Origin of the sequence: Nocardiopsis synnemataformans (genome assembly GCF_965343085.1) — a bacterium.
GTDB classification, from domain to species: Bacteria; Actinomycetota; Actinomycetes; order Streptosporangiales; family Streptosporangiaceae; genus Nocardiopsis; species Nocardiopsis alborubida.
The window spans coordinates 15,379-37,694 of record NZ_CBDRFA010000082.1 but is presented as its reverse complement, the minus strand read 5'-3'; the positions used below and the strand labels follow the sequence as shown (position 1 = coordinate 37,694).

Genomic DNA, 22,316 nt, shown 5'->3' with positions numbered 1-22,316 from the left:
GCCGACACCCGGTGCGCCACCGCCGCCAGGTGGTCGCGCATGGCGGTCCGGAGCCGCTCCGGGTCGCCGGACTCGACGGCCGTGAGGATCGCGGAGTGCTCCTCGATGGCCTGCTCCATGTCCATCGTCCCGTGGTCGGCCGTCTGCCGGAGCCGGTGGACATGGGCGCTCAGCGACTCGGCCGACTGGGTGAGGAAGCGGTTGTCCGCGGCCCGGATGATCGTGAGGTGGAACTCCCAGTCGGCGGCGAAGTACTCGCGCAGGTCGGCGAAGTCGGGAGGGCTCGTGTCGGAGCTGCGGCGCTGTCGTACACGGTGGGCTGCGAGAACGTGCTGGGCGTGGGCCACGCGCAGCTCGGGCACCAGCTCGTCGGCGTGCGCCGCCGCGCGTTCGGCCGCGGCGGTCTCCAGGATGGAGCGCATGTCGAAGAGCTCGCGCAGCTGCTCGGCCGAGAGCGGAGGGGCGACCCGGTAACCCTTGAGCGCCACCCGGGAGACCAGGCCGGTGTGCTCCAGCTGCACGAGCGCCTCGCGCACCGGCGTGGGCGACACGCGCAGCTCGCGTGCGAGCGAGTCGATGCCCAGGGCGCTTCCGGGCGGCGCCGTTCCGTCGAGGAGCTTCTCCAGGATCGCGTCGTACACGCCGTCGCGCAGGGCGCGGCGTGCCACGACCGGGCCCTCGGCGCGCGGCCTCGCGGCACCGGCGGCGCCCCGGGCCTCAGCGGTGCTCTCTCTGCTCTTCATCTCGCCCGAGATCCTATCGCGGGGGAGTGCCTCCGAGAAGGAGGGGCTGTTCTCCATGGAAAAGATCCTATAGGGTCTACGATCTGACGCCGGGTTGCGAAGCGAACGGCTCAGGGCCGCGCGGGTGCGCGGCGGACCGCACGGCTTCCCAGGCCCGAACCCCCGGAGACGTTCCATGCCCCACACCGCGCAGGACTGGCCGATCGGCGCCGCCCTGCTCCAGTTCGCCGGAGTCACGCGCGACGGCGGCTCCGTCCAGGACGCCCCGCCCTCGGAGTGGTCCGCGGTCCTGAACGAGGTCGCGGCCGAAGGGTTCGCCCACGTCGACCTCACCGACAGCTGGCTGCGCCCCGGAGACCTCCCGCCGACGCGCCTGGAGGAGCTGGCCCGGGTCCTCAAGTCCCACGAGCTCGGCGTCTCCGCGGTCTCCGTGACCCGGCGCAGTGTGATCGACCCCGACCCCGCCGTCGCCGAGGACAACCTCGCCTACCTGCTGCGCACCGTCGACGCCGCCGCCGAGCTGGGCACCGCCGTGGTCTGCGCCGGCCTGCACCGGCCCCTGACCGGGGCCCAGCGGCGGGCCGTGTGGTTCTGGCACGAACCCGGCGAGGCCGACCCGCCGGGAGACGAGCGCACCTGGGCCCTGGCCGTGGAGCGGCTGCGCGCCGCGGGCGAGCGCGCGGCGCGCGGCGGGCTGCGCCTCTCCCTGGAGATGTACGAGGACACCTACCTCGGCACCCCCGAGAGCGCCGTGCGCCTGGTCGAGGACATCGGGCTCCCCAACGTCGGCCTCAACCCCGACATCGGCAACCTGGTCCGCCTGCACCGGCCCGTCCCGCACTGGGAGGAGCTGCTCCGCCCGGTGCTGCCGTACACCAACTACTGGCACGTCAAGAACTACCATCGCGACTTCGATCCGGCCACAGGCGCCTACTTCACGGTGCCCGCCCCGCTGGAGGGCGGTGTCATCGACTACCGGCGCGCCCTCGAACTCGCCCTCGTCGCGGGCTTCGACGGGCCGATCTGCACCGAGCACTACGGAGGGGACGGCCTCGGCGTCTGCGCGCGCAACCGCGACTACCTGCGCCGCGTCCTCGCCGTCAAGCTCCCCGCCACCGCCACCGCCACCGCCACCGCCACCGCCACCGCCACCGCCGCCGCCGCCACCGCCGACGACGACCGGAAGGAGAGGCCGTGACCCTGCTGGTCAACGACCCCCAGGACTTCGCCGACGAGGCCCTCGCCGGGTTCGTCGCCGCTCACCCCGACGATGTGCGCGCCGTCCACGGGGGAGTGGTGCGGGCGAGTGCCACCCCGCGCGGCCAGGTCGCCACAGTCCTGGGCGGCGGCACCGGGCACTACCCCGCCTTCGCCGGATGGCTCGGCCCGGGGTTCGCGCACGGCGTCGCGTGCGGCAACGTCTTCTCCTCGCCCTCCGCGTCCCAGATCCGCTCGGTGGCGCGCGCGGCCGAGAACGGCGGCGGGGTGGTCTTCGGCTTCGGCAACTACGCCGGCGACGTGCTCCACTTCGGGCTGGCGGCCGAGCGGCTGCGCGCCGAGGGCGTCGACGTGCGCGTCGTCACCGTCACCGACGACGTCGCCTCCGCCCCCGCGCGGGACAGGGGACTGCGCAGGGGTATCGCCGGGGACCTGCCCGTGCTCAAGGTCCTGGGCGCGGCCGCGGAGGAGGGCTACGACCTGGACGGGGTCGAGCGCGCGGGGCTGCGGGCCAACGCCGCCACCCGCTCCCTGGGCCTGGCCTTCGACGGCTGTACCCTTCCGGGCGCCGACCGGCCCCTCTTCACCGTGGACGCCGGTCGGATGGGCGTGGGCCTGGGCATCCACGGTGAGCCCGGCATCGAGCAGCGCCCGCTGCCGACCGCCGACGAGGTCGCCGACCTGCTGGTGGACGGCGTGCTCGCCGAGCGCGCCGACGCCGCGGGCGGGTCCGACCGGGTCGCCCTGGTCCTGAACGGCCTCGGCGCCACCAAGTACGAGGAGCTGTACGTCGTCCACCGCCGCGTCGCCCAGAGGCTGGCCGCCGAGGGGCTCACGTCGGTCGCCCCGGTGGTCGGCGAGCAGATCACCAGCCTCGGCATGGCGGGCCTGTCGCTCACGCTGACCTTCCTGGACGCCGAACTGGAGGCGCTGTGGACCGCCCCGACGGCCACACCGGCCTTCCGCCGCGGGTACGTCGCCCCCCGCCCGCCCAGGGCCGACGACCCCGGCACCGCGCACCTTCCGTCCCCTATCGCCGGAGCGGACGGGGCCTCGCGGGCGCTCGGCGCGCGGATCGCCGGAGCCCTGCGGACCGTCCGCGACACCGTGGCGGCCCATGAGCAGCGGCTCGGCGAACTCGACGCGGTCGCCGGGGACGGTGACCATGGCATCGGTATGCGGCGCGGCGCCGAGGCCGCGTTCGCGGAGGCGGAACGGGCCGTCGCCCTCGGAGCGGGTGCCCGCTCGGTCCTGGCCCGGGCCGGGGCCGCCTGGTCGGAGCGGGCGGGCGGAACGTCCGGCGCGCTCTGGGGGGCGGCGCTGACGGCCTGCGGTTCGGTGCTGGGCGACACCGGCGGAGCCGACCGCGTGCTGGCCGCGGCCGCCGCCCGGGCCGCGGTGGACGCCGTGTCGCGTCTGGGCGGGGCCCGGCCTGGGGACAAGACCCTCGTGGACGCCGCCGTCCCCTTCGCGGACCGCCTGGAGGAGGCGCTCGCCGAGCACGGCCTGGCCGACGCGTGGGCCGACGCCGCCGACGCCGCGCGGCGGGCCGCCGACGCGACCGCCTCGATCCCGGCCCTGCGGGGACGGGCGCGGGCCCACGGCGCCAACAGCATCGACACCCCCGACCCGGGGGCCGTCTCCCTCTCCCTCATTCTCACGGCCCTCGCGGCCCACATCCGCAAGGAGGACAGCTGATGCGTATCGTCGTCGGTTCGGACAGCGCGGGATTCGACTACAAGGAGGCCCTCAAGGCCGACCTCGCGGCCCACGGGGAGGTGGCCGAGGTCGTCGACGTCGGTGTGGTCTCCGGCCAGGACACCGACTACCCGCACGTGGCGGTCGAGGCGGCGCGCCGCGTCGCGGACGGAGGGGCCGACCGGGCGGTGCTCGTGTGCGGTACCGGACTGGGCGTGGCCATCGCCGCGAACAAGGTCCCCGGGGTCCGCGCGGTCACGGCGCACGACTCGTTCTCCGTCGAGCGCTCCGTCCTGTCCAACAACGCCCAGGTGCTCTGCCTCGGCCAGCGCGTCATCGGCCTGGAACTGGCCCGCAGGCTCGTGCGCGAGTGGCTGACCTACACCTTCGACACCTCCTCGCCGTCCGCGGCGAAGGTGGACGCGCTGTGCGCGTACGAGCCGACGGCGGAGGGCCGGTGACACGCGCCGCGATCTGGATCGGCACCAGTTTCAAGATGAACAAGACACGGGCGCAGTCCGTCGCGTACGCGCGGCGGCTGCGCTCGGAGGTCGGCGGTGGCGTGCCCGGCGTACGGCCGTTCGTCATCCCGCCGGCGACCGCCCTGGCCGAGGTGACGGAGGTCCTCGGCGCGGAGGGCCCCGTCATGACGGGTGTGCAGAACGCCCACTGGGAGGACGCGGGCGCGTGGACGGGGGAGATCTCCGTCCCGCAGGCGGCCGACGCCGGTGCCCGGATCGTCGAGATCGGCCACTCCGAACGGCGCGAGCACTTCGGCGAGACGGACCACACCGTGCGCCTCAAGGCGGAGGCGGCACTCCGGCACGGGCTGACGCCCCTGCTCTGCTGCGGCGAGAGCGCGGAGGTGTTCGCGCGCGGCGGTTCCGGGGACCACGTGCTCCGGCAGGTGGCGGCGGCCCTGGAGGGGGTGGACGGCGCGGAGCGGGCCCTCGTCGCCTACGAGCCGGTGTGGGCGATCGGGGAGCGCGGACGCGCGCCGCGCCCCGAGGAGATCGCGCCCGCCCACGAGGCGCTGGCCGCCGAGTGGGGCGGACGCGTCGCGGGCGTGCTGTACGGCGGGTCGGTGTCGCCGGACAACGCCGACGAACTGCTCGGGGTCCCCGGAGTGGACGGCCTCTTCGTGGGCCGGGCCGCGTGGGAGGTCGAGGGCTACCTCGCGCTGCTGGAGACCGGGCGGCGGCGCGCCGGGGCGGGAGCGTGAGCGCGCTCTCCGACGGGGACCGGCTGGACCACGTCGCCTACGCCGTGTGGGACGTCGACGCCGCGCTGCCCTGGTGGACGCGGACCCTCGGGCTCCCCCTCGTCCACGACGAGGTGGCCGAGGAACCGGGGTCGCGGCTGGCCTACCTCCTCGCGGGGAGGGACCAGTACGTGCAGCTCGTCCAACCGGTGCGCCGCAACGCCGTGCACGACTTCCTCGACGCCCACGGGGAGGGTCTGCACCACGTCGCCTTCCGGGCGGCCTCCCTGTCCGCGACGCTCGGCCGCCTCGGTGATCCCGCCCCGGTCTTCGCGGGCGGACGGGGCTGTGACGCGTGCTTCCTCACGACGGCCCCGAGCGGGCTGCGCGTCGAACTGGTCCGGCCGCGCGCCTGAATCCGGCGCTTCCCGGGACGGCCGTACGGACGGGCCGCGGGCCGGTGGGCCGCGTCAGCGCCCCCCGGCCGGGTATCAGTCCTGTACCAGGACGCATCCGACCACACCTGGAAGGGGACCGGGAGATGGCCAGGAACGCCGACGTCGCCCGCGCCGTGGTGGACGAGGCGGGGACGACCCTCGCCGCCGAGGCCGGGATCCGGATGGCGGACAGACCCTCCGCGCTGTGGCGGCTGCTGGTGCTGGTGAACCTGCTGTCCGCGCGCATCTCGGCGCGGATCGCGATCGCCGCCGCCAGGGAGCTCAACGAGGCGGGCGGCACGACCCCCGACGGGATGGCCTCGCTCAGCTGGCAGGACCGCGTGGACGCGCTGGGGCGCGGGCACTACGTGCGCTACGACGAGAGCACCGCCACCCGGCTCGGCGAGTGCGTCGACCGGGTGCGCGAGGAGTACCAGGGCGACCTGCGCAGGCTCGGGGAGCGCTCCGAGCACCGGGCGAGCCGGGTGGAGTCGATGGTCCAGGAGTTCTCCGGCATCGGGCCGACGGGCGCCGTGATGTTCTGCCGCGAGGTCCAGGCGGTGTGGCCCTGGCTGCGGCCCTACACCGACAAGTACGTGCTGGGCGGAGCCAAGAAGGTCGGCCTGCCGGAGGACGGGGACAAGCTCGCCAGACTCGTGGAGGGCGACGACGTCGTGCGCCTGGCGGCCGGGCTCGCCCGGATCGCGCGCGACGGGGACCTCGCCAGCCGGGTCCGCGAGAGGGTCGGGTGAGCGGTACGGGGGAGGAGGCGGAATGCGGGCCAGGTATTCCTCGAAGACCTCCTCAGCCCTGCCCTGGCGCATGACGTCCACGGGGACCACCGTCCCCACCACCTTGGCGCCCTCGGCCGCCGCGGCGTCGAGGAGGATCTGGCCGAACTCGGCCCGCTCCACTTGCAGGGTCCAGCCGCGGTAGCCCTCGCCGATCTCGTCGAAGCGATGCGGTAGGAGTGGCCCTCCGGTCCGCTCGGCTCCGCGCCCCGTTTGACGACGAACCCGCCAGCCAGGACACGGTCCAGCACACCGAGGCGTGCCAACACGTCAGCTGTGCAGGTGAGCAGGGGCCCTCCGACGTGGAACCGGGGGAATACGGCCCTCTCCAGAAGCAGAACGGACCGCTCCGCCCGTGCCGGGCTCATCGCGCAGGCCGCGCCTCCGGGTCCGCCGCCGCCGATGACGGCGTCATAGACGGTGTCCTCAAGGGGAGCGTCGTTCATCGTGCGTCCCTTCCCGGGCTTTCGGCTGATGCTTGCCCCAGCCTTGTCCAGGTCCCTGGAAAGTGGTTGGAGAAGCCGTGGAATGCGGGTGGAAGTGGACCTTCGTTTCTCTTGTGTATAGTTCGGGAAAACGAACTATGGTGTCCAAGGAGAAGTCAGGAGAGGACATTGGCCATGTCCACGGAAAGCGCCAGGTATCCGAAACCGAAGTTCCGCTCCCCCTCGACCTCGGGGTTCGTCTACGTCGGGTTGTCGGTGGACCCGCCTCACGCGCCCCTGGTCCGGAGCAGCTCCGAGCGCGACGACGCGATCGAGGAGTGCCTGGCCGCGGCCCGGCGGCTGTCAACCCGCGACGGCGTCGTCCGGACCAGGGTCTTCGAAGCGGTGCTCATACCGCCGTTGAAGGGATCGCCCCGCTTCGACGTGATGATGCTCGTGGAGACCGCCTCCCCTGAGCACAACGACGACGTCATCGCTTCCGCGCGGTTCGACCAGTTGGGCGCGGACCTGGTCATGTCCGCCGACAACCCCGCGCGTGTCGGCGATCCGGAGAGCCCTTCCACGGGTGTCTATCTGTTCAACCACTTCACCGCCCGGGACAAGGAAGCGGGGATCCGTGTCTGGGAGGGGCTGACCGGCTGGTACACCGCCAAGACCGGTATCGACAACTCCGCCCCGCTGAGGTCGGTCGACAACGAGCGTTTCGCCTTCGTCAACTACGCACGGCTTCCCGGCGGAGCGGCGTCCTTCATGGTCAACCAGCTCACCCGGCCGAGCTTCCACCGGTTCGTACGCAAACAGATCAAGGCCAACGGCATGGTGGCCCTGCCGATCCTCTGCCGACCGGTCTGACCGCGCCTCAGGCGGTGAGGGAGGAAACGATGAGGCGAATCCTGTACGTGACCGTGTTCGGTGCCACCGGAGGCACCGGACGGCATGTCGTGGCACAGGCCCGGCGAGCGGGACACCGAGTGCAGGCGGTCGTCCGCGACCCCGGCCGCCTTCCCCGACGCCCGCGTCCGGCCCGAGTCGCTGCTGGCCGACCCCGACGGACGGGTCGCCTCGAGACGCCCCACCACGGACCCGGGAAGGCCCCGGGCGCAGACGGAGGGAGAAGGACATGGCGTACGGCGAGGCGCGGTTGGTCATGGAGCAGTCCCCGCGCGAGATCATCGAGTTCGTACTGAACCTGCACGAGTACCAGAAGGTGGACGACAAGCTGGCCAAGGTCTACCGCGTCGAACGCGACGGAGACGAGGTGGTCTTCCGTTTCCGGCCGAGGCTCATGGGCCTGCCCGGTCCCGTCACCACGCAGCGGGTGGCGGTCAACGCCGCGGGCGACCGGATCGATGTGTCGGGTCTGCCGTCCTGGACGGACTCCTTCGTCCGGTTCCACGCCTTCTTCCACTTCAGCGATGTCGATGAGGGCACACTCGTCCACCGGAGGGTGGAGTTCCGCTTCTCACCGCCGATGTCCTGGCTCATGGACCGGGCCGTGGGCCGGTGGCTGGCCCGGGACGTACCCCGGGAACTGCACAACGCCAGGGAGTACCTGCGGAACGGGTCCACGTCCCGCTGAGGCCCCGTGGACGTGCGGAACCGCCCCGGACACGCGTCCGGGGCGGTTCCGCACGTCAAGGGGCTCGGTCGCGATCGCACGGGCCACCCAGCGGGCGCCCAGACCGACGAGAGAGGGTCGGTTGAGGTCAGAGCGACTCGAAGTCGGCGAAGTCGAAGCCGGGGGAGACGAAGCAGCTGACCAGTGCCTCCTCGCCGCCCAGCGGGCGGGCGGCCTGCCAGGTACCGGCCGGGACCACCGCCTGGAGGCGTTCTCCCCGCTCGATCCCCGTGCCCAGGGTCACCTGTCCGTCGGGGTCGGGCGCCCCTCCCGTGCCGCCGTACTCCAGTACCAGGGGCCCGCCCCGGTTGAACACCCACACCTCGTCCGAGCGCACCCGGTGCCAGCGCGACTCCTCCCCGGGGCCGAGCAGGAAGTGGATGCCGGTGGCGCTGGGCCGCGGCCCCGGGTAGCCCTCCGGGCGCACGGTGGCCCCGCTGTGCCACGTCTGCCGGTACCAGCCGCCCTCGGGGTGCGGCAGCAGGTCCAGCGCCTCGGCCGTGGCGGACCGCTCCTCGGCGCCCGTGTACCGGCCCGAGGGGTCGCGGCGCAGGTAGAGCGCGCCCGTCACGGACTCGCGGGGAATGGGGCCGTAGACGTGCGGGAAGAGGACGTCGCCACCCACGCCCGGGGGCGGGGCGGGCTCGGCCGCCTCCCAGCGCACCTCGCGGCCGACCGCGTCGGTGTCCACGACGAGGGCGACCAGATGCCCGGGGGCATCGGTGTAGAACGCGTTGGCCACCGCCAGCAGCGTGGACTCGTCCGGCGAGGCGTGCACGAACCCCTGCGTGCGCAGGGAGTCGGCCTCGATGTCGCCGCTGCCGGAGGTCCAGCGTTCGAGTTCGGTCATGTGCAGCACGTGGGGCATGCGGCCGACCGTATACCAGTCCGGGTGCGGTGACTCGTTGTCCACAGGCTGTGGACGGGGTGCGCGGACAGGCAGTATCACAGGTCCGCGGTCGACCCCGATGTGGACTCGGTGGTGAGGTTCGTGCTGGGGTCGATGTACTCGGCCGCACACGAGGTCAACGTCGTCATCGACACCAGGCATGCGGAGAGGCTATCTTTGCGGAGAACGCCCCGGTGCCGCCTCTGTCCCACGCGCCCGGGGCTTTGTCATGGGCCTGGCCGGGCCGGAGGCGGTCAGCCCACCTCACGGGTGTGAGCGCCCTGAGCGGGGGCTCCCGGGCGGAGGTGCTCCATGAGCTCACGTGAGCGTCTGCGGTCCTCGGGGGCGGTGCCGTCCCCGATCGGGTACCAGACGGCCGGGGTCAGCGGCGGGCCGAACGGCACACCCTCCACGGGCGCGGACAGGGCATGGTCGATGCCGACGGAGGCCACCGCCTCCGCTCCGATACCCAGCCCGACCTGAATCGCCGCGTCCGTCGAGCCGGACTCGTACGTGAGGTCCGGGCGTCCGGAGCGCCTGCGCACGCTGATCGTCTGGAGGTCTCCCCGGGCGGCCAGTTCTTCGACCAGACCGGGCAGCACGGTCAGGTCCGGTTCCGCGCTCGGCGGATGTCCGATCGCGAGGGTGACGTGCTCCCGTACTCCGTCCGGAACCCGGGTGACGCGAAGCGTTCCGGTGAAGGAAGTGCCGGTGAAGGGGTTGCCGCACATCTGCGGCGGCGGACCGTTGAGGACGAACCACGAGGCGTTGGGCGCGCGCCTGCGTGCCACCGCGGTCAGGCCGGCGGTGTCCCAGGACAGCGGTGTCGGTTCGCTGGTGCCCCACAGGGCTGGCACGGCCCCGGCCAGGGTCTGAGACAGCAGTTCCGCCGCGCCGCCCAGAAGCAGGTTCTCCTCCGCAGGGTGGAGCAGAGCCAGGTCCACCAGCAGGTGCGTGCCCGAAGCCTCGTCCCGGGGCACATGACCGGCTGTGTCCGCTGACGGATCACGGACGAAGCCCCACTCCTCGTGCCAGGTGAGGGGCAGGCCGGAGAATCCGTCGTGGTAGGCGCCGTCGGAAGTGCGCACCACCCACCTGGTCATCGAGTGAGCCAGGGACGAGCGCAGGACGTGGGTCAGCCGTGAGCTGGAGGGGGTCACCAGCTGGAAGCCCCGCCCTTCACGGGTGTGAGTGGTGATGGCGTCGCCCAGCCACGTGGACATCGGCACCACCGGACGGTCCTGTACCGCCAGGGCGACCCGGTCGGTGGTCAGGGTGACGGCCGGATGGTCGGTCGCCCCGACCAGGAGAGGGTCGTCACGCCGCAGGGATGAGGGGGGTTGCCACACGACGCCGCCGAACTGTGAGACGAGGGAATCTGCGAAGCGACGCACCATCCCGGCGGTGTCGGCTTCGCCGGGGCCGGTCTCCGCAGCCAGGGCCTCCACCCAGTAGGGCTGGGCGGGCAGGGCGTCGCCGATGCCGTGGGCGAGCAGCCTGTCTGCCTCGCTCGGGGAGGCGAGCTTCTGCGCGGCCTGGACGGCGGCGACCAGTCGCCCGGACCCGTCGCGGAGCTGGATGACAGCTCCCTCGGCGATCGAGCGCACGCGCAGGTCGGGCCCGGCCTGGACCAGCGCCCGGGTGAGGCCGCGCATGGTGGGGGCATGCTCCAGAAGGGCGACCACGTCGTGTGTCATGGGAGTCCTCAGGTCAAAGCAGGTCGGTCACGTCGAGCATCTTGCTGGATGTTCCATCTCGTAGTGTTTCCACATCGTATGGGTGGGAAAAGGATTATTATCTCCGGGAATGCAGTTGTTATTTTTCGGTGCCCGTCTCCTTTTCGCGGCGTGTCGACCTACTGGTCCAAGAGGTCCAACGCGGCTGAATCAAGCGAGGTCTGGGGATCTTTCTCTCGATACTTGAGTGCGGATCCCCGACCCATGGCGGCGTCGTCTATCTGGATCAGTCTGGTCGTGTCAACCCCGAAGCCGCCACCTCGCTCGTAGAATATGATGAGCGGGCTGAACATGTCTGGGATGCCAGGAAGCTCTTCTCCTGCGTCGCGCAAAGCACTGAAGTGCAGTGCCCAGATGCAGGTGTCCTTCACTAGGGAGAAATTCTGAAGGAGGTCCTTGTTTTCTGTAACCATTGAAATGGTTTCTTTGCTGGCGCGCACGTTTGGATTTATGATCTTTGCGGAGTCAAAAAATGGCCATTCCTTGGTGTTGAGATGGTGTGACCACAGGGCGGATCGTCGAAAGTACTCCTTCATCAAGGCGACCCTGGAGCGAGTGTGGTCGAAGTTTCCTCGCCAGTCGACGCGTGACAGGCGTTCGGCTAGTTCGTGTGCAGAGTTGCTCATTTTAGTCCTTTAAAATCAATGACGATGTCTACGATAGCATCGATGTTCGAGAGGTCATCTGCGATTTCGAAATCAGGTTCTGGTATGCCGTACCGCCTCCAGACGATGAAGATATCCTGATTGTGCTCAAGGGGGGCAATGTCATGAGCTCCGTGTTGGTCGGGGTTGGGGAAGTATACGCCTTCGTCCCACATCTCGGGCCCGTATGCCCTGTAAGGCATTCCGGCTTCCATGAGACGGCTTTCCACGTATTCGTGTATTAGTAGGCGGTGAAACTTGTCCGCCTCTTCGCTTTTTTCGGGGAGATTGATGTCACCGGATTCCGCGAGTTCCCAGAACTCGGCTACGTGATTTACTGGGGCAAATCTTCCGTCCAGAGTTTCTCCGGTTGGTGGAGTCACGACATTCGCGTGTTCCCTCAGGAAGAGGTGTTCTCTGACCTGGTTGAGGATGTCCAGGTCATAGCCGGTGTTTTGGTGAATCGCTTGTGTCGATTCTGGTGAATTAACTACTCGCCGGTATGTGTCGGCGGATTCGGGGGATTGGGGGACGTCGATGAACCTTTCTCCGAATTCGTCAATATAGGCTCCCGACGCGTCTCTGTAGCCTACATTGACAAGCTCGCCCGTATTCAGGTAGTAGCCATTGCCTGGTCTCGAATTTAGAATATCTGGATCTGTCTCTTCGCTGCTGTGCTCCAGATTCTGAGAGTCATCCGTGTATTGTGTGTCGGGAATTTCCTCTTCCGGAGGATCGGGCAGGCTGGGACCCGAAGGGCCGGGCGGTCCAGGAGGCTCGGGCGGACCTCCGGAGCGTGAATCCCCGGTGACTGGTCTCTGATCCTCGTGGACGGTGACCGGGTCGCTGTCGTCCTGTGCTCCCTGGCCGGGAGAGTCGGCGCTGTTGTCGAACGTGCCGTCAGCGCGCAGCTCCGCGCCGTTGGAGGCGACCAGAACCCGCGAGTCGTCTCCCCCGCCGCCGTTGGAGCCGGAGTCCTCCAGAGGGCTCATCGCCCAGAGGTCGTCGTCACTGAAGACCGGTGCGCGACCGTCATCGACGGAGTCCGTTTCGTTCGCGAGGTCGTCATTGTTCCTCGCGAGCTCGGCGAAGGCCTCGTCGACCTCCTGTGCGGTCGGGTCTCGCTGCTCACCCCGCTCGGGACGCTGCTCGGGAGCGTCCGCGCCGGTGTCACTCTCCAGGGAGGGAGCCGGGTTCTCGGCATCAGGCTGGTGACTCGGCTCAGGGGAACGCTCAGGCGTCGGTGTGGGAGCTGGATCTTCGCTAGGAGTGGTGGGTGGTCCCTGGTTCTGGCTGTTCTCCAGCTCGGCGAGGGAGTCGTTCATCCCTCCGATGCCGGAGGAGTCGTAGTGGTCGTCGGCGCTGACACCGTCCTCGTCCGGGGCCTGCGGGCTCTGTGGGTTGGTGCCCTCGGCCCGGGGGCGGTTGCCACCGTTGCCGCTGCCGTCAGTTCCGTCAGTCCCGCCGGAGCCCTCGCCTCCCCCAGGTACGCCCTCCCCGCTTCCGATGCCACCGAAGATGCGGGTGAAACGGGAGACCGCCATCGGAACGCCCACCACGGCCCCCGCGCCCGTCATGGACAACGCGACGCCGCCCACGATGAAGGCCACGTTGGTGCCCAGCGTGCCCCACACGTATCCGGGGCGCTCCTCCAACTCGGTCCAGGGGAAGAAGCCGTGGATGACACCGAGCCCGGCGTCCATGCTGACCTGGAAGCCCTCTCCGAAGCTGCCCGTCCAGTCCTGGGTCTCGGGGTTCCAGACCCCGGCCGCCGCTCCCGCGCCAGCGAGGACGTCGCCCCAGTAGGCGTTGAAGTTGTCCCCCCAGTCACCGGTGAACCATCCCGGTTCACCGTAGGCACCGACGGCGCCGCCCACGTCCTCGACGCTGCCCCGCACCACGTCCCAGGCCGCCCAGGCGGCGTCCACGGTCCAGAAGTGGTCGGTGCCCTGCGGTGTGCCCCAGGGGGTGGCCGCGTTCTCCAGCGGTTCGTCGAGGCCGTAGACCATCTCGTCGGCACCCGGCTGGGTGGTGCCCTCGGCGTTGCCCGCGATGTGTCCGGAACCGGTCATCGTTCCCGCGAACGACACAGTCCCCGTCCGCTGGACGTCAGCGGGCGGGGACTGCTGCTTCTGCGGTTAGCGGCGGGTGTCCTTGGTGCCTCTGATGAAGGCGTGCCACTCGGTGCGGTCGAACATGAGGGGCGCTTGCTCCGGCGTCTTGGAGTCACGGACCGCGTGGAGGGCCAGTGTGTCCGCCACCTCTACGCACGCCTGGGCGTTAGCGCTGTGAGAGGACTTGCGGAAGAACGCAGTGGGGACACGAGCGACCTCTACGCAGGCGCTCTGCCCCGCGCTGTAGGAGCTTTTTCGCCACTCGCACAGGGGCATCAGACGTCGCTCTCCTTCACGTACGAGAGGAAACGGGCCCATTCGGGGTTCGACACCGAGAGAGTGGGTCCTTGGAGCTGTGTGGTGTCGCCCAGCTCCACGACGTTCTGTTCGGGGCGGCGGGCTCGGACACACCCCTGAGGCCCGCTGTAGCTGCTCTTGCGCCACCCCTGGCCCGTCAACATGTCATGCTCCCAAGTCTTCGATCGCCTGCTCGATGAGGTGCTGAGACTCCTCAGGACTCAGCGCCTGAGCTAGAAGGACATTCCACGCCTGTTGGTAGCAGGCGACATCTGGCTCGTTTTCAACATAAACGGTGCTTGCCATGAGCTCGACTTGGGCGACAGTCAGGCTTGGCAAGTCCAGCAAGGTGAAAGAGCCGGTCATCGCGGCATGTGGGCTGCACGGCTGACGCAGCACCTGGATGGTGATGTTGGACGTTTCGGCTTTGGCCAGCAGGTGCCGGAGCTGTCGGGCGAAGGCGGCCGGGTCGCCGACTGGCTGTCGCAGGATCGCCTCGTAGAGCACCGTATGGAGACTGAGAGGTCCGTTCTCGCGCGACAGAACACTCTGCCGGTTCATTCGGACGTCCACGAACTGCTCCAGCTGCTCGCGGTTCTTGTGCTGGTTGAGCGCCATCCCCAGGTTGACCGCGTACTCCCGCGTCTGAAGGAGCCCGGGGATGTACTGGAGTTCCCAGCATCTCGCGGTGAGCGCTGTCGACTCCAGCCGCACCAGGTCGACGTAGCTGGGCGCCAGCCCATCGGCGTACTCGACCCACCAGCCGCGGCGCTCCTGTTGGATCTCACTGGCTATCGCCAGGATGCGCTCCCGTGTCTGTGTCGTTGTGACGCCGTAGCCGTCGAGGATCGGCGGGAAGTCTCGGACAGGGAGAGTGACCAGTCCGTTTTCCAAACGGCTGATCGAGGGGGCCGAACGTTTGAGGGCTTTGGCGGCGGAAGCCAGGGACCTGTGTCCGGCTTCCAGGCGCAACTCCATGAGGAGTTCACCCAACCAGCGCTGACGGACGGAAGGCTGGGGATCCGGCTCGTTCACATGCATCCCTTCGGGCAACTGCCTCAGTGTCCCACGTGTCACCTCACCTGGTGAGGCCAGTGCTCTGCTCCTATGAATTTATTTCTTGATGAAATTATTGCACAGAGCATGATCGTGAGGCATGATGCCTTCAAGGGTGACGGCTTGACCGCCGTCCGTTACTACTTCAGGAGGCGTCATGGTTGTGGGACCACGAGGTCCGGGTGCTGCTCAGGAAGAACTGTCGAGTGGTCCCAACCTTGAATGGGTGCAGTTCGGCAGGCGGGTCGAGCAGTTGCGGTTGGCAGCGGGACTTTCCCATGAGGACCTCGCCATGCGCGAGGCGCTGAGCGCCGACGAGCTGCGCCGCGTCGAGTCCGGCGCCACCGTCCCGTTCCGCTCCACCGCGAACTACCTGGACGGGAGGACTGGAGCGAGGGGCCGCCTGGTGAACGCCTGGGCCCGAGCGACCATCAACATCCACCTCGCGTCCGGAGCGCCCCCGCACGGGCTCGACTCCGGCGCGGGCACCGTCCGCGAGTTCCACCCCGGTCTCATTCCCGCGTCACTCCAGACCCACGACTACTCCACCGCTCTGGGCCGGGACCACGGACGTGGCAGGAGGAGCGGGTGGAACAGGAGCGACGGCCTGCGCGTGGTCGTCAACGAGACAGCTCTGCGCACTGAGGTCGGCGGCCGGGAGGTGATGCGCGAGCAGCTGAGGCGGCTCCGTAGCTCTGTTCGCGACAGCGGTCTGCGCTTCCAGGTCATCCCCCGGGAAGCACGCGAACACCCCTGCCCCATGGGCCCCTTCCGCCTGCTGTCGCTGGGCCCCTCCTACACCGTCGCCCACGTCATGGCTCCCTGCGGAGACGGCCAGCTCATCACCGAGCCCGGCGACGTCCAGGCGTTCAGCGACCTGTTCGAGGACCTGCGCGGCGCCGCACTTCCGACGGCGGACTCCCTGGACCTGCTCACCGACATCGCGGCCGCGTTCGACACGACTCCCGCACGCAGGGCCATCACGGCAGGTCGGTCCGACAGCGACCCGTCCACACCGCTCGGCGGCCCCGCCGCCCAGCACGCAGCCCGCTGAGGGCGGACGAACGAAAAAGCTCTGGCGGGTGCACCTAACACCCCCAGAGCAGGCCGACATCCACACAACATCGAGAAAGCGAGCTGTCGACATGTCCATTGTGCCGCAGGCGGTACCCACCGAACCCCGGTGGAAGGCCCGGATCTACCCTGGCACCCTCTCCCGGATGTCCGCCGTCCGAGCCGACGTGCGCGCCGATCTGGCCGGGTTCGACGCCGACCTGGTCGAGACGGTGGTCCTGTGCGCCAGCGAGGCCGCCGCGAACACCGTCGAGCACACCCGTTCCGGAGAACCCGGAGGCCGGGTGCTCCGCTCGCTGTTCATCCCCCGCCCCGGATCCCTGCGCCTGGTCCTGGTGGACGACGGCGCACGGGAGACCGCGCCGCACATCCCCGAACAGCGCACTGAAACGGAGTGGATGTCCGCCGAACGCGGGCGCGGACTCCTCATCGTCGACAACCTCGCGCAGGCCTGGGGCACCTACCCGGTCGTCCCCTTCCCCTTCTGCGCCGACCTGGGAACGGCTGTGTGGGCCGAGTTCCCCATCCCCACCACGAGCGGGGCTCTCCGATGACCGCCGTCACCGTGAACCCGCGCATGCGGGAGGTGCTCGGCGCACCCCGGGGCCGTCGCTTCTCCCGCCCCTCGCACACCTCCGAGCCCACCCCGCTCACCAGGGAGCAGCGGCTCCTCGACCAGATGCGGGACAGTCCACGGGTCGCCTACCGGCTCGAACACGGGGTCCTGCCCCACTGGATGAGGGTGGCCGAGGAGCGCCGCGTCCAGCGGAACCGGGTCTCGTCCCGGCCAGGCGTTCTGGAGGAGGGAACCGAACCCGCCGAGGGCGGACGCCACCGCCGTCACCGGAGGCCCCTGCGCGAGAGGTCCCGGTGGTCCGGCTGGCGGGTGCTGTCCTACGGCGCGGCCGTCGCGGGCGGAACCTTCCTCGGCCAGGTCCTCGCCACGTCGCCCTGGTGACGTGTCCTCTTGCCCGTTCGTCCGTTCGCTCGCCCGTCCGGCTGTCCACAGCCTGTGGACGGCGGTGGCCGCCACGCAGGGGCCGCCGGTGTCGGAGCGGTGCGGGCGCCGCCCTGTCACTCTGTCACCCTGTCGATTCGTCGCCGTGTCGACTCGTCGGCATGTCTCCGCGTCCACTTGTCCACAGCCTGTGGACAGAACCCGCCGTGCCCGCCCGGACGCGCGGGTCCGGGAACGACGGACGCCCCGGCCGTTCCCGGCCGGGGCGTCGCGTGTGCCGAGCGCCAGACGCTACAGGATGATCCGCATCGGCTCCTCGAGGATCTCCGCGAGGTCCTTGAGGAACGCGGCGCCCACGGCACCGTCCACCGCGCGGTGGTCCACCGACAGCTCCAGGGAGATCCGGTTGCGCACGACGACCTCGCCGTCCACGACCACCGGCTCCTGGCGCATCGCGCCGACCGCGAGGATGGCCGCCTCCGGCGGGTTGATCACCGCGGAGAAGCTGTCCACGCCGAACATGCCCAGGTTGGACACGCTGAACGTGCCGCCGCTCATCTCCTGCGGCTTGAGCTTGCCGTCACGGGCCTTGCCCGCCAGCTCGCGCGTGCGCGTGGAGATCTCCGACAGCGTCGCCTTGTCCGTGTCGTGCAGCACCGGCACCACGAGTCCGGCGTCCACGGCCACGGCCACACCCACGTTGACCCGGTGGTGCTGGAGCAGCTTGTCGTCCACCCACGAGGTGTTCACCGCCGGGTGCAGCTTCAGCGCCGTCGCGCTGGCCTTGACGATCAGGTCGTTGAAGCTGACCTTCACGCCCGTGCTGGACAGCTGCTCGTTGATCTGCGCGCGGAAGGCCTTGAGCGCCTCGGCGTCGATCGTGCGGCGCAGGTAGAAGTGCGGCACCGTCTGCTTGCTCTCGGTCAGGCGGCGCGCGATCACCTTGCGCACGTTGCTGACCTTGAGCTCCTCGGAGGCGCGGCCGTCGTCGAAGGCCGGGGCGGACGCGGCCCGCTCGGCGGAGGGCTTGGCCTCCTCCTTCTTGGCCTGCGCGGCGGGTGCGGCCTGCTCGGCGGCACCGCCTTCCCGGGCGGCCTCGATGTCGGCGCGCACGATCCGGCCCTTGGGGCCCGACCCCTGGATCCTGTTGATGTCCAGGCCGTACTCCCTGGCCAGACGCCGGGCCAGCGGGGAGGTGCGCGGGCGCGCGGCCTCGTCGCCGGAGGCCGGGGCGGATTCCTCGGACTCCTCCGCCTCCTCCTCCGTGCCCTCGGCGGCCTCCTGGATCTCCTCCGCCTTCTCGCTCTGCTCCTCCTTGGCGGGCTCGGGCTCGGCCTCGGGCTCCGAACCGCCGTCGCCGGAGTCCTCGGGCACCGCGTCCGGGGAGTCGCCGATCACGCCGATGACCGCGCCGATCGGCACCGTCTCGCCCTCGGAGACGGACTGCTTGACCAGGTAGCCGTCCTCGTAGGCCTCGTACTCCATGACGGCCTTGTCGGTCTCGATCTCGACCAGGACGTCACCGGAGGCGACCTTGTCGCCCACGTTCTTGACCCACGTGCTGATGACGCCTTCCTCCATGGTGTCGGAGAGGCGCGGCATCTGGATCTCGCTCATGCTTGAAACTCCCTCTACCCGACCCGTTTGCCGACGGCGCTCAGGGTCTCCTTGATGGCGGTGCTGATCGACTCGACCGACGGCAGGGCCGCCGTCTCCAGCGGCTTGGCGTAGGGCATGGGCACCTCGGCCATCGCCACCCGGCGGACCGGGGCGTCGAGGTAGTCGAAGGCGCCCTCCTGGATCGAGGCGGCGATCTCCGCGCCGATCCCGTAGGTCAGCCAGTCGTCCTCGCAGATCACCGCGGCGCCGGTCTTCTTGACCGAGTCCACGAAGGTCTGGCGGTCCAGCGGGCGCAGGCTGCGCAGGTCGACGACCTCGACGTCGATGTCCTCCTCGGCCAGCTTCTCGGCGACCTGGGTCGCGACCATGGCCATCCGGGAGTAGCCGATGAGGGTGATGTCGCTGCCCTCGCGGGTGACCTTGGCGCGGCCGATCGTGGCGACGTTGTCGTTCTCCGGCTCGGCGTAGTCGTCGGGGACCTCGCCCTTGGAGTTGTACAGGCCCAGGTTCTCCAGGAACAGGACCGGGTCGTCGTCGCGGATGGCCGCGCGCAGCATCTGCGAGGCCTCGGCCGGGGTGCTGGGAGCGAGCACCTTCAGGCCGGGGATGAACGAGTAGAACAGCTCGATGTTCTGCGAGTGCGTGGCACCGAGCTGCTGGCCGCCGCCGCCGGGCGTGCGGATGACCATGGGCACGCTCGTCTGACCGCCGAACATGCCGTAGATCTTGGCGGCGTGGTTGATGATCTGGTCGATGGCGATCAGCGAGAAGTTGATCGTCATCAGCTCGACGACCGGGCGCAGGCCCAGCATGGCCGCGCCGACGGCCGCGCCGACGAAGCCCTCCTCGGCGATCGGGGTGTCCTTGACCCTGCGGGGGCCGAACTCCTTGAGCAGGCCCTCGGTGATCTTGTAGGAGCCCTCGAAGACACCGATCTCCTCGCCCAGGACGAGGACGTTCTCGTCGCGGACCATCTCCGCGCGAAGGGTGTCCCGCAGAGCCTGGCGGTAAGTGATCACAGACATGTGGGTTCCTTCCCTACTCCGCGAACACCGGGTCGGCGGGCATGCGGGTGGACTCGTTGGGCACCGGGGTGGCGTAGGTGTAGTCGAAGAGCGTGGAGACCTCCGGGTGCGGGCTGTTCTCGGCGAACTCCGCGGCCTCGGTGACCTCGGCCTTGACGGAGGCGGTGATCTCCTCGCGCAGCTCGTCGGTGAGGACGCCCTCCTCGGCGAGCCTGGCGTCGAACAGGGCGATCGGGTCGTTCTCCTCCGACCGGGCCTCGTCCTTCTGCTCGTCGGTGCGGTACTTGGCCGGGTCGACCACGGAGTGGCCCTTCATCCGGTAGCTCCACGCCTCCAGCAGGAACGGGGTCTGCTCCTCGCGGGCGCGCTCGATGAGCCTGGACGCGGTGTCGCGGACCGCGAGCACGTCGCGGCCGTCCACGCGCTCGCCCTCGATGCGGAAGGCGGCGCCGCGCTTGTACAGGTCGGGCTCGGCGGAGGACATGTCGACCGTGGTGCCCATGCCGGTGAAGTTGTTGATCACCACGAAGACGATCGGCAGGTTCCACAGCTTGGCGATGTTGAGGGTCTCGTGCCAGGCGCCGATGTTGGTGGTGCCGTCGCCCATCTGGCACATGACGACCTCGTCGCCGCCCCGGTAGGAGACGGCCAGCGCGGCACCGGCGGCCAGCGGCAGCTGCCCGCCGACGATGCCGTAGCCGCCGAGCATGCGGGTCTCGGTGTCGTACATGTGCATCGAGCCGCCCCAGCCCTTGGACACGCCGTCGACGCGCCCGTAGAGCTCGGCCATGACCCGCTTGGGGTCCATGCCCTTGCCGATGGCGTACCCGTGGTCACGGTAGTTCGTGAACAGGTAGTCGCGCTCCTGGAGGGCGGTCATCAGGCCGACGACCGTGGCCTCCTCGCCGAGGTTGAGGTGACAGTAGCCGCCGATCCTGGCCTGGGTGTAGGCCTGGGCCGTGCGCTCCTCGAACCGCCGGACGAACAGCATCTGGCGGTAGTAGTCGAGAAGGGTGTCGGGCTTCTCGTCGGCGAGGCCGGGGGAGGTGTCCTTGCGGGTGGTACGCCGCCGGGTCCCTGAGGACCTGGCGGTGCGGCCCTTCGGCTTGGCCGTGTCAGCCATGGTGTGCCTTTCTACGTACGAGAAGGCCTGGGGCCCCGGGTCTGTGGACCGGGGTACCAGGCCCGCCGTGGCCGCGCTGTCGGGTGCGACCGTGGCGTGCGCAGCCACCCGGCTCATGCGGTGGCGGCGCTCTGTGGCTGTTGCGGGGCGCGTCCCGGGGGAGGGTGGCTCGCCCTCCCCCGGACACGAAGCGCTGGTGGGGTCTCGTGTGCAGTTGTCCGCAGAACCCCTGCCGCATTGCTTCCCGGTCTGCACCCGCATATGCGTCCGTGGTCCGGCGCGGCGGTGTCGGTCGCACGGGTTCGTCCACCGGCCGGATGAACGACTCCGCTTGCCCGGGAGGGGCCCGCTCGTGTGTGACGTGTGTCGCGCACACTCTACGGTCTGATCGATGATCGATCAATACAACTCTATGTCAGAACGTCCGGTTTCGGAGTGACGGGGCAGGTCACCGTGTCCTCGCGGGCCGGGAGGAATCGGCGGGGCCGCTGTCGGAGGCCGGGCGGTCCGGGACGGGGCGGTTGACGTGCGGACCGGACGGTCGGACGGGCCGTCGCGGGGCGGGGGCGGGGCCCAGGGGTCAGCGGGCGCTCTCGTGGGACTTCAGCGCCGCCTCCACGTAGTTGAGCACGTGGTCGCTGAGCATCTGCCCCACTGAGGGGTCCCCCTCGATGAAGGCGCGCGTGATCTGGGCGTGGTCGGCGGCCTTGGCGTGCAGCTCCATGTTCAGCCAGCGCACCGACAGCGCGGTCCACACCTCCACGCCCAGCGATTCCCAGGTGTGCAGCAGCACGCTGTTGTCGGCGGCGCGCACCACCTCGCGGTGGAACTCCACGCTGTGCCGGATCTGCTCGGACACGTCGCCCTGTGCGGTCGCCCGTTGGAGCGCCTCCACCTCCCGCTCCAGGGGGGAGGGGTCGGCGGCCAGCCGGGGCGCGGCCAGCTGCGCCGCGACCAGCTCCAGCCCGGCGCGCACGGGGTAGATCTCCGCCATGTCCTGGACCCCGAAGGCCCGCACCCGGGCGCCCTTGTTGGGCACGGTCTCGATCAGGCGCAGGGTCTCCAGCTCGCGCAGCGCCTCGCGCACCGGCGCCTGGCTCACCCTCAGCTCCGTGGCGACGCGGCGTTCCACGATCCGCTCGCCGGGCTGCCAGCGACCGGACAACAGGCCCTCGACCAGTACCTGCCGGATCTGCTCCCTGAGCGGCTCGCGGGCCAGCTTCGAGGGATCATCCGGCAGCTGAGGCAGGTCGACCATCCAGGGCCCTTCCGTTCCACGTCCAGCACACGGCCCGTGCGCGGACCGGCTCACTCAGCGTCGTACAAGCTTCTTGAAGAGTGCCACACACCCGCGGGTCAACCGGACAGCAGGCCTCGAACCGCTAACAGAAGGCTCACGAACAGGTCGCATGGCGGTGAACCGTCGTCGACCAGTGCCGGGGCGTGGGGCAAAGTCCGAGGTGGTGGCGGACATACGTGTGCCACCACACCACCGACGGGGGGAACTGTCCGGGTAGGCTCATCTGTCGGCAATATTCACACAAAGCTGCACGGAGCGTGACGCACGTAACGACGAGGAGTTCGATGAGGTGCCCTGACCTGCGCCGACCTGAACCGGGCCGAGCGCC

At 69.9% G+C, this 22,316-nt stretch carries 24 protein-coding genes; 12 read left to right on the top strand and 12 right to left on the bottom strand.

The features are described from left to right. The coding region (locus ACSIH6_RS32990; RefSeq protein WP_435112264.1) for a GntR family transcriptional regulator at positions 1–800 on the bottom strand (800 nt) is incomplete at its 3' end. A 118-nt stretch (positions 801–918) separates the two neighbouring features. On the opposite strand from ACSIH6_RS32990, the gene ACSIH6_RS32985 reads away from it, so the two are divergent. The 9 genes from ACSIH6_RS32985 to ACSIH6_RS32945 all read left to right on the top strand — a co-directional run bounded on the left by ACSIH6_RS32985 (position 919) and on the right by ACSIH6_RS32945 (position 8,113). Beyond that, positions 919–1,941, top strand: coding sequence for a sugar phosphate isomerase/epimerase family protein (locus ACSIH6_RS32985; protein WP_435112263.1), 1,023 nt, complete (start codon positions 919–921; stop codon positions 1,939–1,941). Then, positions 1,938–3,659, top strand: a complete 1,722-nt coding sequence (locus ACSIH6_RS32980) for a dihydroxyacetone kinase family protein (RefSeq protein ID WP_435112262.1) — start codon at positions 1,938–1,940, stop codon at positions 3,657–3,659. Before ACSIH6_RS32985 ends, ACSIH6_RS32980 begins: the two co-directional genes overlap by 4 nt. Further along, the gene (locus tag ACSIH6_RS32975) at positions 3,659–4,120 is read left to right on the top strand and encodes a ribose-5-phosphate isomerase (protein ID WP_435112261.1); all 462 of its coding nucleotides are present in this window, start codon (positions 3,659–3,661) and stop codon (positions 4,118–4,120) included. The genes ACSIH6_RS32980 and ACSIH6_RS32975 overlap by 1 nt, the downstream gene beginning before the upstream one ends. Beyond that, positions 4,087–4,881: a triose-phosphate isomerase gene (locus tag ACSIH6_RS32970; RefSeq protein WP_435112260.1), complete on the top strand. Its 795-nt coding sequence runs from the start codon at positions 4,087–4,089 to the stop codon at positions 4,879–4,881. The genes ACSIH6_RS32975 and ACSIH6_RS32970 overlap by 34 nt, the downstream gene beginning before the upstream one ends. Beyond that, positions 4,878–5,276, top strand: coding sequence for a VOC family protein (locus ACSIH6_RS32965; protein WP_435112259.1), 399 nt, complete (start codon positions 4,878–4,880; stop codon positions 5,274–5,276). The genes ACSIH6_RS32970 and ACSIH6_RS32965 overlap by 4 nt, the downstream gene beginning before the upstream one ends. 125 nt (positions 5,277–5,401) lie before the next feature. Continuing rightward, complete coding sequence (locus tag ACSIH6_RS32960; protein WP_435112258.1) at positions 5,402–6,049, top strand: endonuclease; 648 nt, start codon at positions 5,402–5,404, stop codon at positions 6,047–6,049. Positions 6,050–6,708: 659 nt separating this feature from the next. Beyond that, a complete protein-coding gene (locus ACSIH6_RS32955; protein WP_435112257.1) occupies positions 6,709–7,386 on the top strand; it encodes a hypothetical protein in 678 nt (225 codons plus the stop codon). Positions 7,387–7,415: 29 nt separating this feature from the next. Further along, positions 7,416–7,721, top strand: a complete 306-nt coding sequence (locus ACSIH6_RS32950; RefSeq protein WP_435112256.1) for an NAD(P)H-binding protein — start codon at positions 7,416–7,418, stop codon at positions 7,719–7,721. After that, on the top strand, positions 7,655–8,113 hold the full coding sequence (locus ACSIH6_RS32945) for an SRPBCC family protein (RefSeq protein ID WP_435112255.1): 459 nt from the start codon (positions 7,655–7,657) through the stop codon (positions 8,111–8,113). The genes ACSIH6_RS32950 and ACSIH6_RS32945 overlap by 67 nt, the downstream gene beginning before the upstream one ends. Before the next feature lie 127 nt (positions 8,114–8,240). Here ACSIH6_RS32945 and ACSIH6_RS32940 read toward each other — a convergent pair whose 3' ends face one another. The 7 genes from ACSIH6_RS32940 to ACSIH6_RS32910 all read right to left on the bottom strand — a co-directional run bounded on the left by ACSIH6_RS32940 (position 8,241) and on the right by ACSIH6_RS32910 (position 14,885). Next, on the bottom strand, positions 8,241–9,020 hold the full coding sequence (locus ACSIH6_RS32940; RefSeq protein ID WP_435112254.1) for a cupin domain-containing protein: 780 nt from the start codon (positions 9,018–9,020) through the stop codon (positions 8,241–8,243). Positions 9,021–9,295: 275 nt separating this feature from the next. Beyond that, positions 9,296–10,738, bottom strand: a complete 1,443-nt coding sequence (locus tag ACSIH6_RS32935) for a DUF6177 family protein (RefSeq protein WP_435112253.1) — start codon at positions 10,736–10,738, stop codon at positions 9,296–9,298. A 158-nt stretch (positions 10,739–10,896) separates the two neighbouring features. Then, positions 10,897–11,403: a hypothetical protein gene (locus ACSIH6_RS32930; RefSeq protein ID WP_435112252.1), complete on the bottom strand. Its 507-nt coding sequence runs from the start codon at positions 11,401–11,403 to the stop codon at positions 10,897–10,899. After that, positions 11,400–13,493, bottom strand: a complete 2,094-nt coding sequence (locus ACSIH6_RS32925) for an MSCRAMM family adhesin (RefSeq protein WP_435112251.1) — start codon at positions 13,491–13,493, stop codon at positions 11,400–11,402. The genes ACSIH6_RS32930 and ACSIH6_RS32925 overlap by 4 nt, the downstream gene beginning before the upstream one ends. A gap of 66 nt (positions 13,494–13,559) precedes the next feature. Beyond that, positions 13,560–13,811 (bottom strand): DUF397 domain-containing protein, encoded by a 252-nt coding sequence (locus tag ACSIH6_RS32920; RefSeq protein ID WP_435112250.1) that lies wholly within the window; start codon positions 13,809–13,811, stop codon positions 13,560–13,562. Continuing rightward, the gene (locus tag ACSIH6_RS32915) at positions 13,811–13,996 is read right to left on the bottom strand and encodes a DUF397 domain-containing protein (RefSeq protein WP_435112249.1); all 186 of its coding nucleotides are present in this window, start codon (positions 13,994–13,996) and stop codon (positions 13,811–13,813) included. Before ACSIH6_RS32915 ends, ACSIH6_RS32920 begins: the two co-directional genes overlap by 1 nt. A 1-nt stretch (position 13,997) precedes the next feature. Next, positions 13,998–14,885: a helix-turn-helix domain-containing protein gene (locus ACSIH6_RS32910; protein WP_435112248.1), complete on the bottom strand. Its 888-nt coding sequence runs from the start codon at positions 14,883–14,885 to the stop codon at positions 13,998–14,000. Between the two features lie 229 nt (positions 14,886–15,114). On the opposite strand from ACSIH6_RS32910, the gene ACSIH6_RS32905 reads away from it, so the two are divergent. The 3 genes from ACSIH6_RS32905 (at position 15,115) to ACSIH6_RS32895 (ending at position 16,920) form a co-directional block, all read left to right on the top strand. After that, positions 15,115–15,942: a helix-turn-helix domain-containing protein gene (locus tag ACSIH6_RS32905; protein WP_435112247.1), complete on the top strand. Its 828-nt coding sequence runs from the start codon at positions 15,115–15,117 to the stop codon at positions 15,940–15,942. Positions 15,943–16,108: 166 nt separating this feature from the next. Next, positions 16,109–16,516: an ATP-binding protein gene (locus ACSIH6_RS32900; RefSeq protein ID WP_435112246.1), complete on the top strand. Its 408-nt coding sequence runs from the start codon at positions 16,109–16,111 to the stop codon at positions 16,514–16,516. Next, the gene (locus tag ACSIH6_RS32895) at positions 16,513–16,920 is read left to right on the top strand and encodes a hypothetical protein (protein WP_435112245.1); all 408 of its coding nucleotides are present in this window, start codon (positions 16,513–16,515) and stop codon (positions 16,918–16,920) included. Before ACSIH6_RS32900 ends, ACSIH6_RS32895 begins: the two co-directional genes overlap by 4 nt. A gap of 291 nt (positions 16,921–17,211) precedes the next feature. Here the strand turns inward: ACSIH6_RS32895 and ACSIH6_RS32890 are convergent, their stop codons facing one another. The 4 genes from ACSIH6_RS32890 to ACSIH6_RS32875 all read right to left on the bottom strand — a co-directional run bounded on the left by ACSIH6_RS32890 (position 17,212) and on the right by ACSIH6_RS32875 (position 21,946). Beyond that, positions 17,212–18,537 carry a dihydrolipoamide acetyltransferase family protein gene (locus tag ACSIH6_RS32890; RefSeq protein WP_435112244.1) on the bottom strand — a complete coding sequence of 442 codons (1,326 nt, stop codon included), beginning with the start codon at positions 18,535–18,537 and terminating at the stop codon, positions 17,212–17,214. A 14-nt stretch (positions 18,538–18,551) separates the two neighbouring features. Then, the gene (locus tag ACSIH6_RS32885; RefSeq protein WP_435112243.1) at positions 18,552–19,565 is read right to left on the bottom strand and encodes an alpha-ketoacid dehydrogenase subunit beta; all 1,014 of its coding nucleotides are present in this window, start codon (positions 19,563–19,565) and stop codon (positions 18,552–18,554) included. A 13-nt stretch (positions 19,566–19,578) separates the two neighbouring features. Continuing rightward, entirely contained in the window at positions 19,579–20,688 is a 1,110-nt protein-coding gene (pdhA, locus tag ACSIH6_RS32880) for a pyruvate dehydrogenase (acetyl-transferring) E1 component subunit alpha (RefSeq protein ID WP_435112242.1), read from the bottom strand. Positions 20,689–21,268: 580 nt separating this feature from the next. After that, entirely contained in the window at positions 21,269–21,946 is a 678-nt protein-coding gene (locus tag ACSIH6_RS32875) for a GntR family transcriptional regulator (RefSeq protein WP_017562859.1), read from the bottom strand. Between the last annotated feature and the right edge of the window lie 370 nt (positions 21,947–22,316).

Coding starts and splice junctions, on each gene's coding strand:
- ACSIH6_RS32890 (WP_435112244.1), bottom strand. CDS start 18,537: ATGAGCGAGATCCAGATGCCGCGCCTCTCCGACACCATGGAGGAAGGC.
- ACSIH6_RS32935 (WP_435112253.1), bottom strand. CDS start 10,738: ATGACACACGACGTGGTCGCCCTTCTGGAGCATGCCCCCACCATGCGC.
- ACSIH6_RS32950 (WP_435112256.1), top strand. CDS start 7,416: ATGAGGCGAATCCTGTACGTGACCGTGTTCGGTGCCACCGGAGGCACC.
- ACSIH6_RS32875 (WP_017562859.1), bottom strand. CDS start 21,946: ATGGTCGACCTGCCTCAGCTGCCGGATGATCCCTCGAAGCTGGCCCGC.
- ACSIH6_RS32920 (WP_435112250.1), bottom strand. CDS start 13,811: ATGCCCCTGTGCGAGTGGCGAAAAAGCTCCTACAGCGCGGGGCAGAGC.
- ACSIH6_RS32975 (WP_435112261.1), top strand. CDS start 3,659: ATGCGTATCGTCGTCGGTTCGGACAGCGCGGGATTCGACTACAAGGAG.
- ACSIH6_RS32940 (WP_435112254.1), bottom strand. CDS start 9,020: ATGCCCCACGTGCTGCACATGACCGAACTCGAACGCTGGACCTCCGGC.
- ACSIH6_RS32960 (WP_435112258.1), top strand. CDS start 5,402: ATGGCCAGGAACGCCGACGTCGCCCGCGCCGTGGTGGACGAGGCGGGG.
- ACSIH6_RS32915 (WP_435112249.1), bottom strand. CDS start 13,996: ATGTTGACGGGCCAGGGGTGGCGCAAGAGCAGCTACAGCGGGCCTCAG.
- ACSIH6_RS32945 (WP_435112255.1), top strand. CDS start 7,655: ATGGCGTACGGCGAGGCGCGGTTGGTCATGGAGCAGTCCCCGCGCGAG.
- ACSIH6_RS32985 (WP_435112263.1), top strand. CDS start 919: ATGCCCCACACCGCGCAGGACTGGCCGATCGGCGCCGCCCTGCTCCAG.
- ACSIH6_RS32955 (WP_435112257.1), top strand. CDS start 6,709: ATGTCCACGGAAAGCGCCAGGTATCCGAAACCGAAGTTCCGCTCCCCC.
- ACSIH6_RS32895 (WP_435112245.1), top strand. CDS start 16,513: ATGACCGCCGTCACCGTGAACCCGCGCATGCGGGAGGTGCTCGGCGCA.
- ACSIH6_RS32885 (WP_435112243.1), bottom strand. CDS start 19,565: ATGTCTGTGATCACTTACCGCCAGGCTCTGCGGGACACCCTTCGCGCG.
- ACSIH6_RS32930 (WP_435112252.1), bottom strand. CDS start 11,403: ATGAGCAACTCTGCACACGAACTAGCCGAACGCCTGTCACGCGTCGAC.
- ACSIH6_RS32925 (WP_435112251.1), bottom strand. CDS start 13,493: ATGACCGGTTCCGGACACATCGCGGGCAACGCCGAGGGCACCACCCAG.
- pdhA (WP_435112242.1), bottom strand. CDS start 20,688: ATGGCTGACACGGCCAAGCCGAAGGGCCGCACCGCCAGGTCCTCAGGG.
- ACSIH6_RS32900 (WP_435112246.1), top strand. CDS start 16,109: ATGTCCGCCGTCCGAGCCGACGTGCGCGCCGATCTGGCCGGGTTCGAC.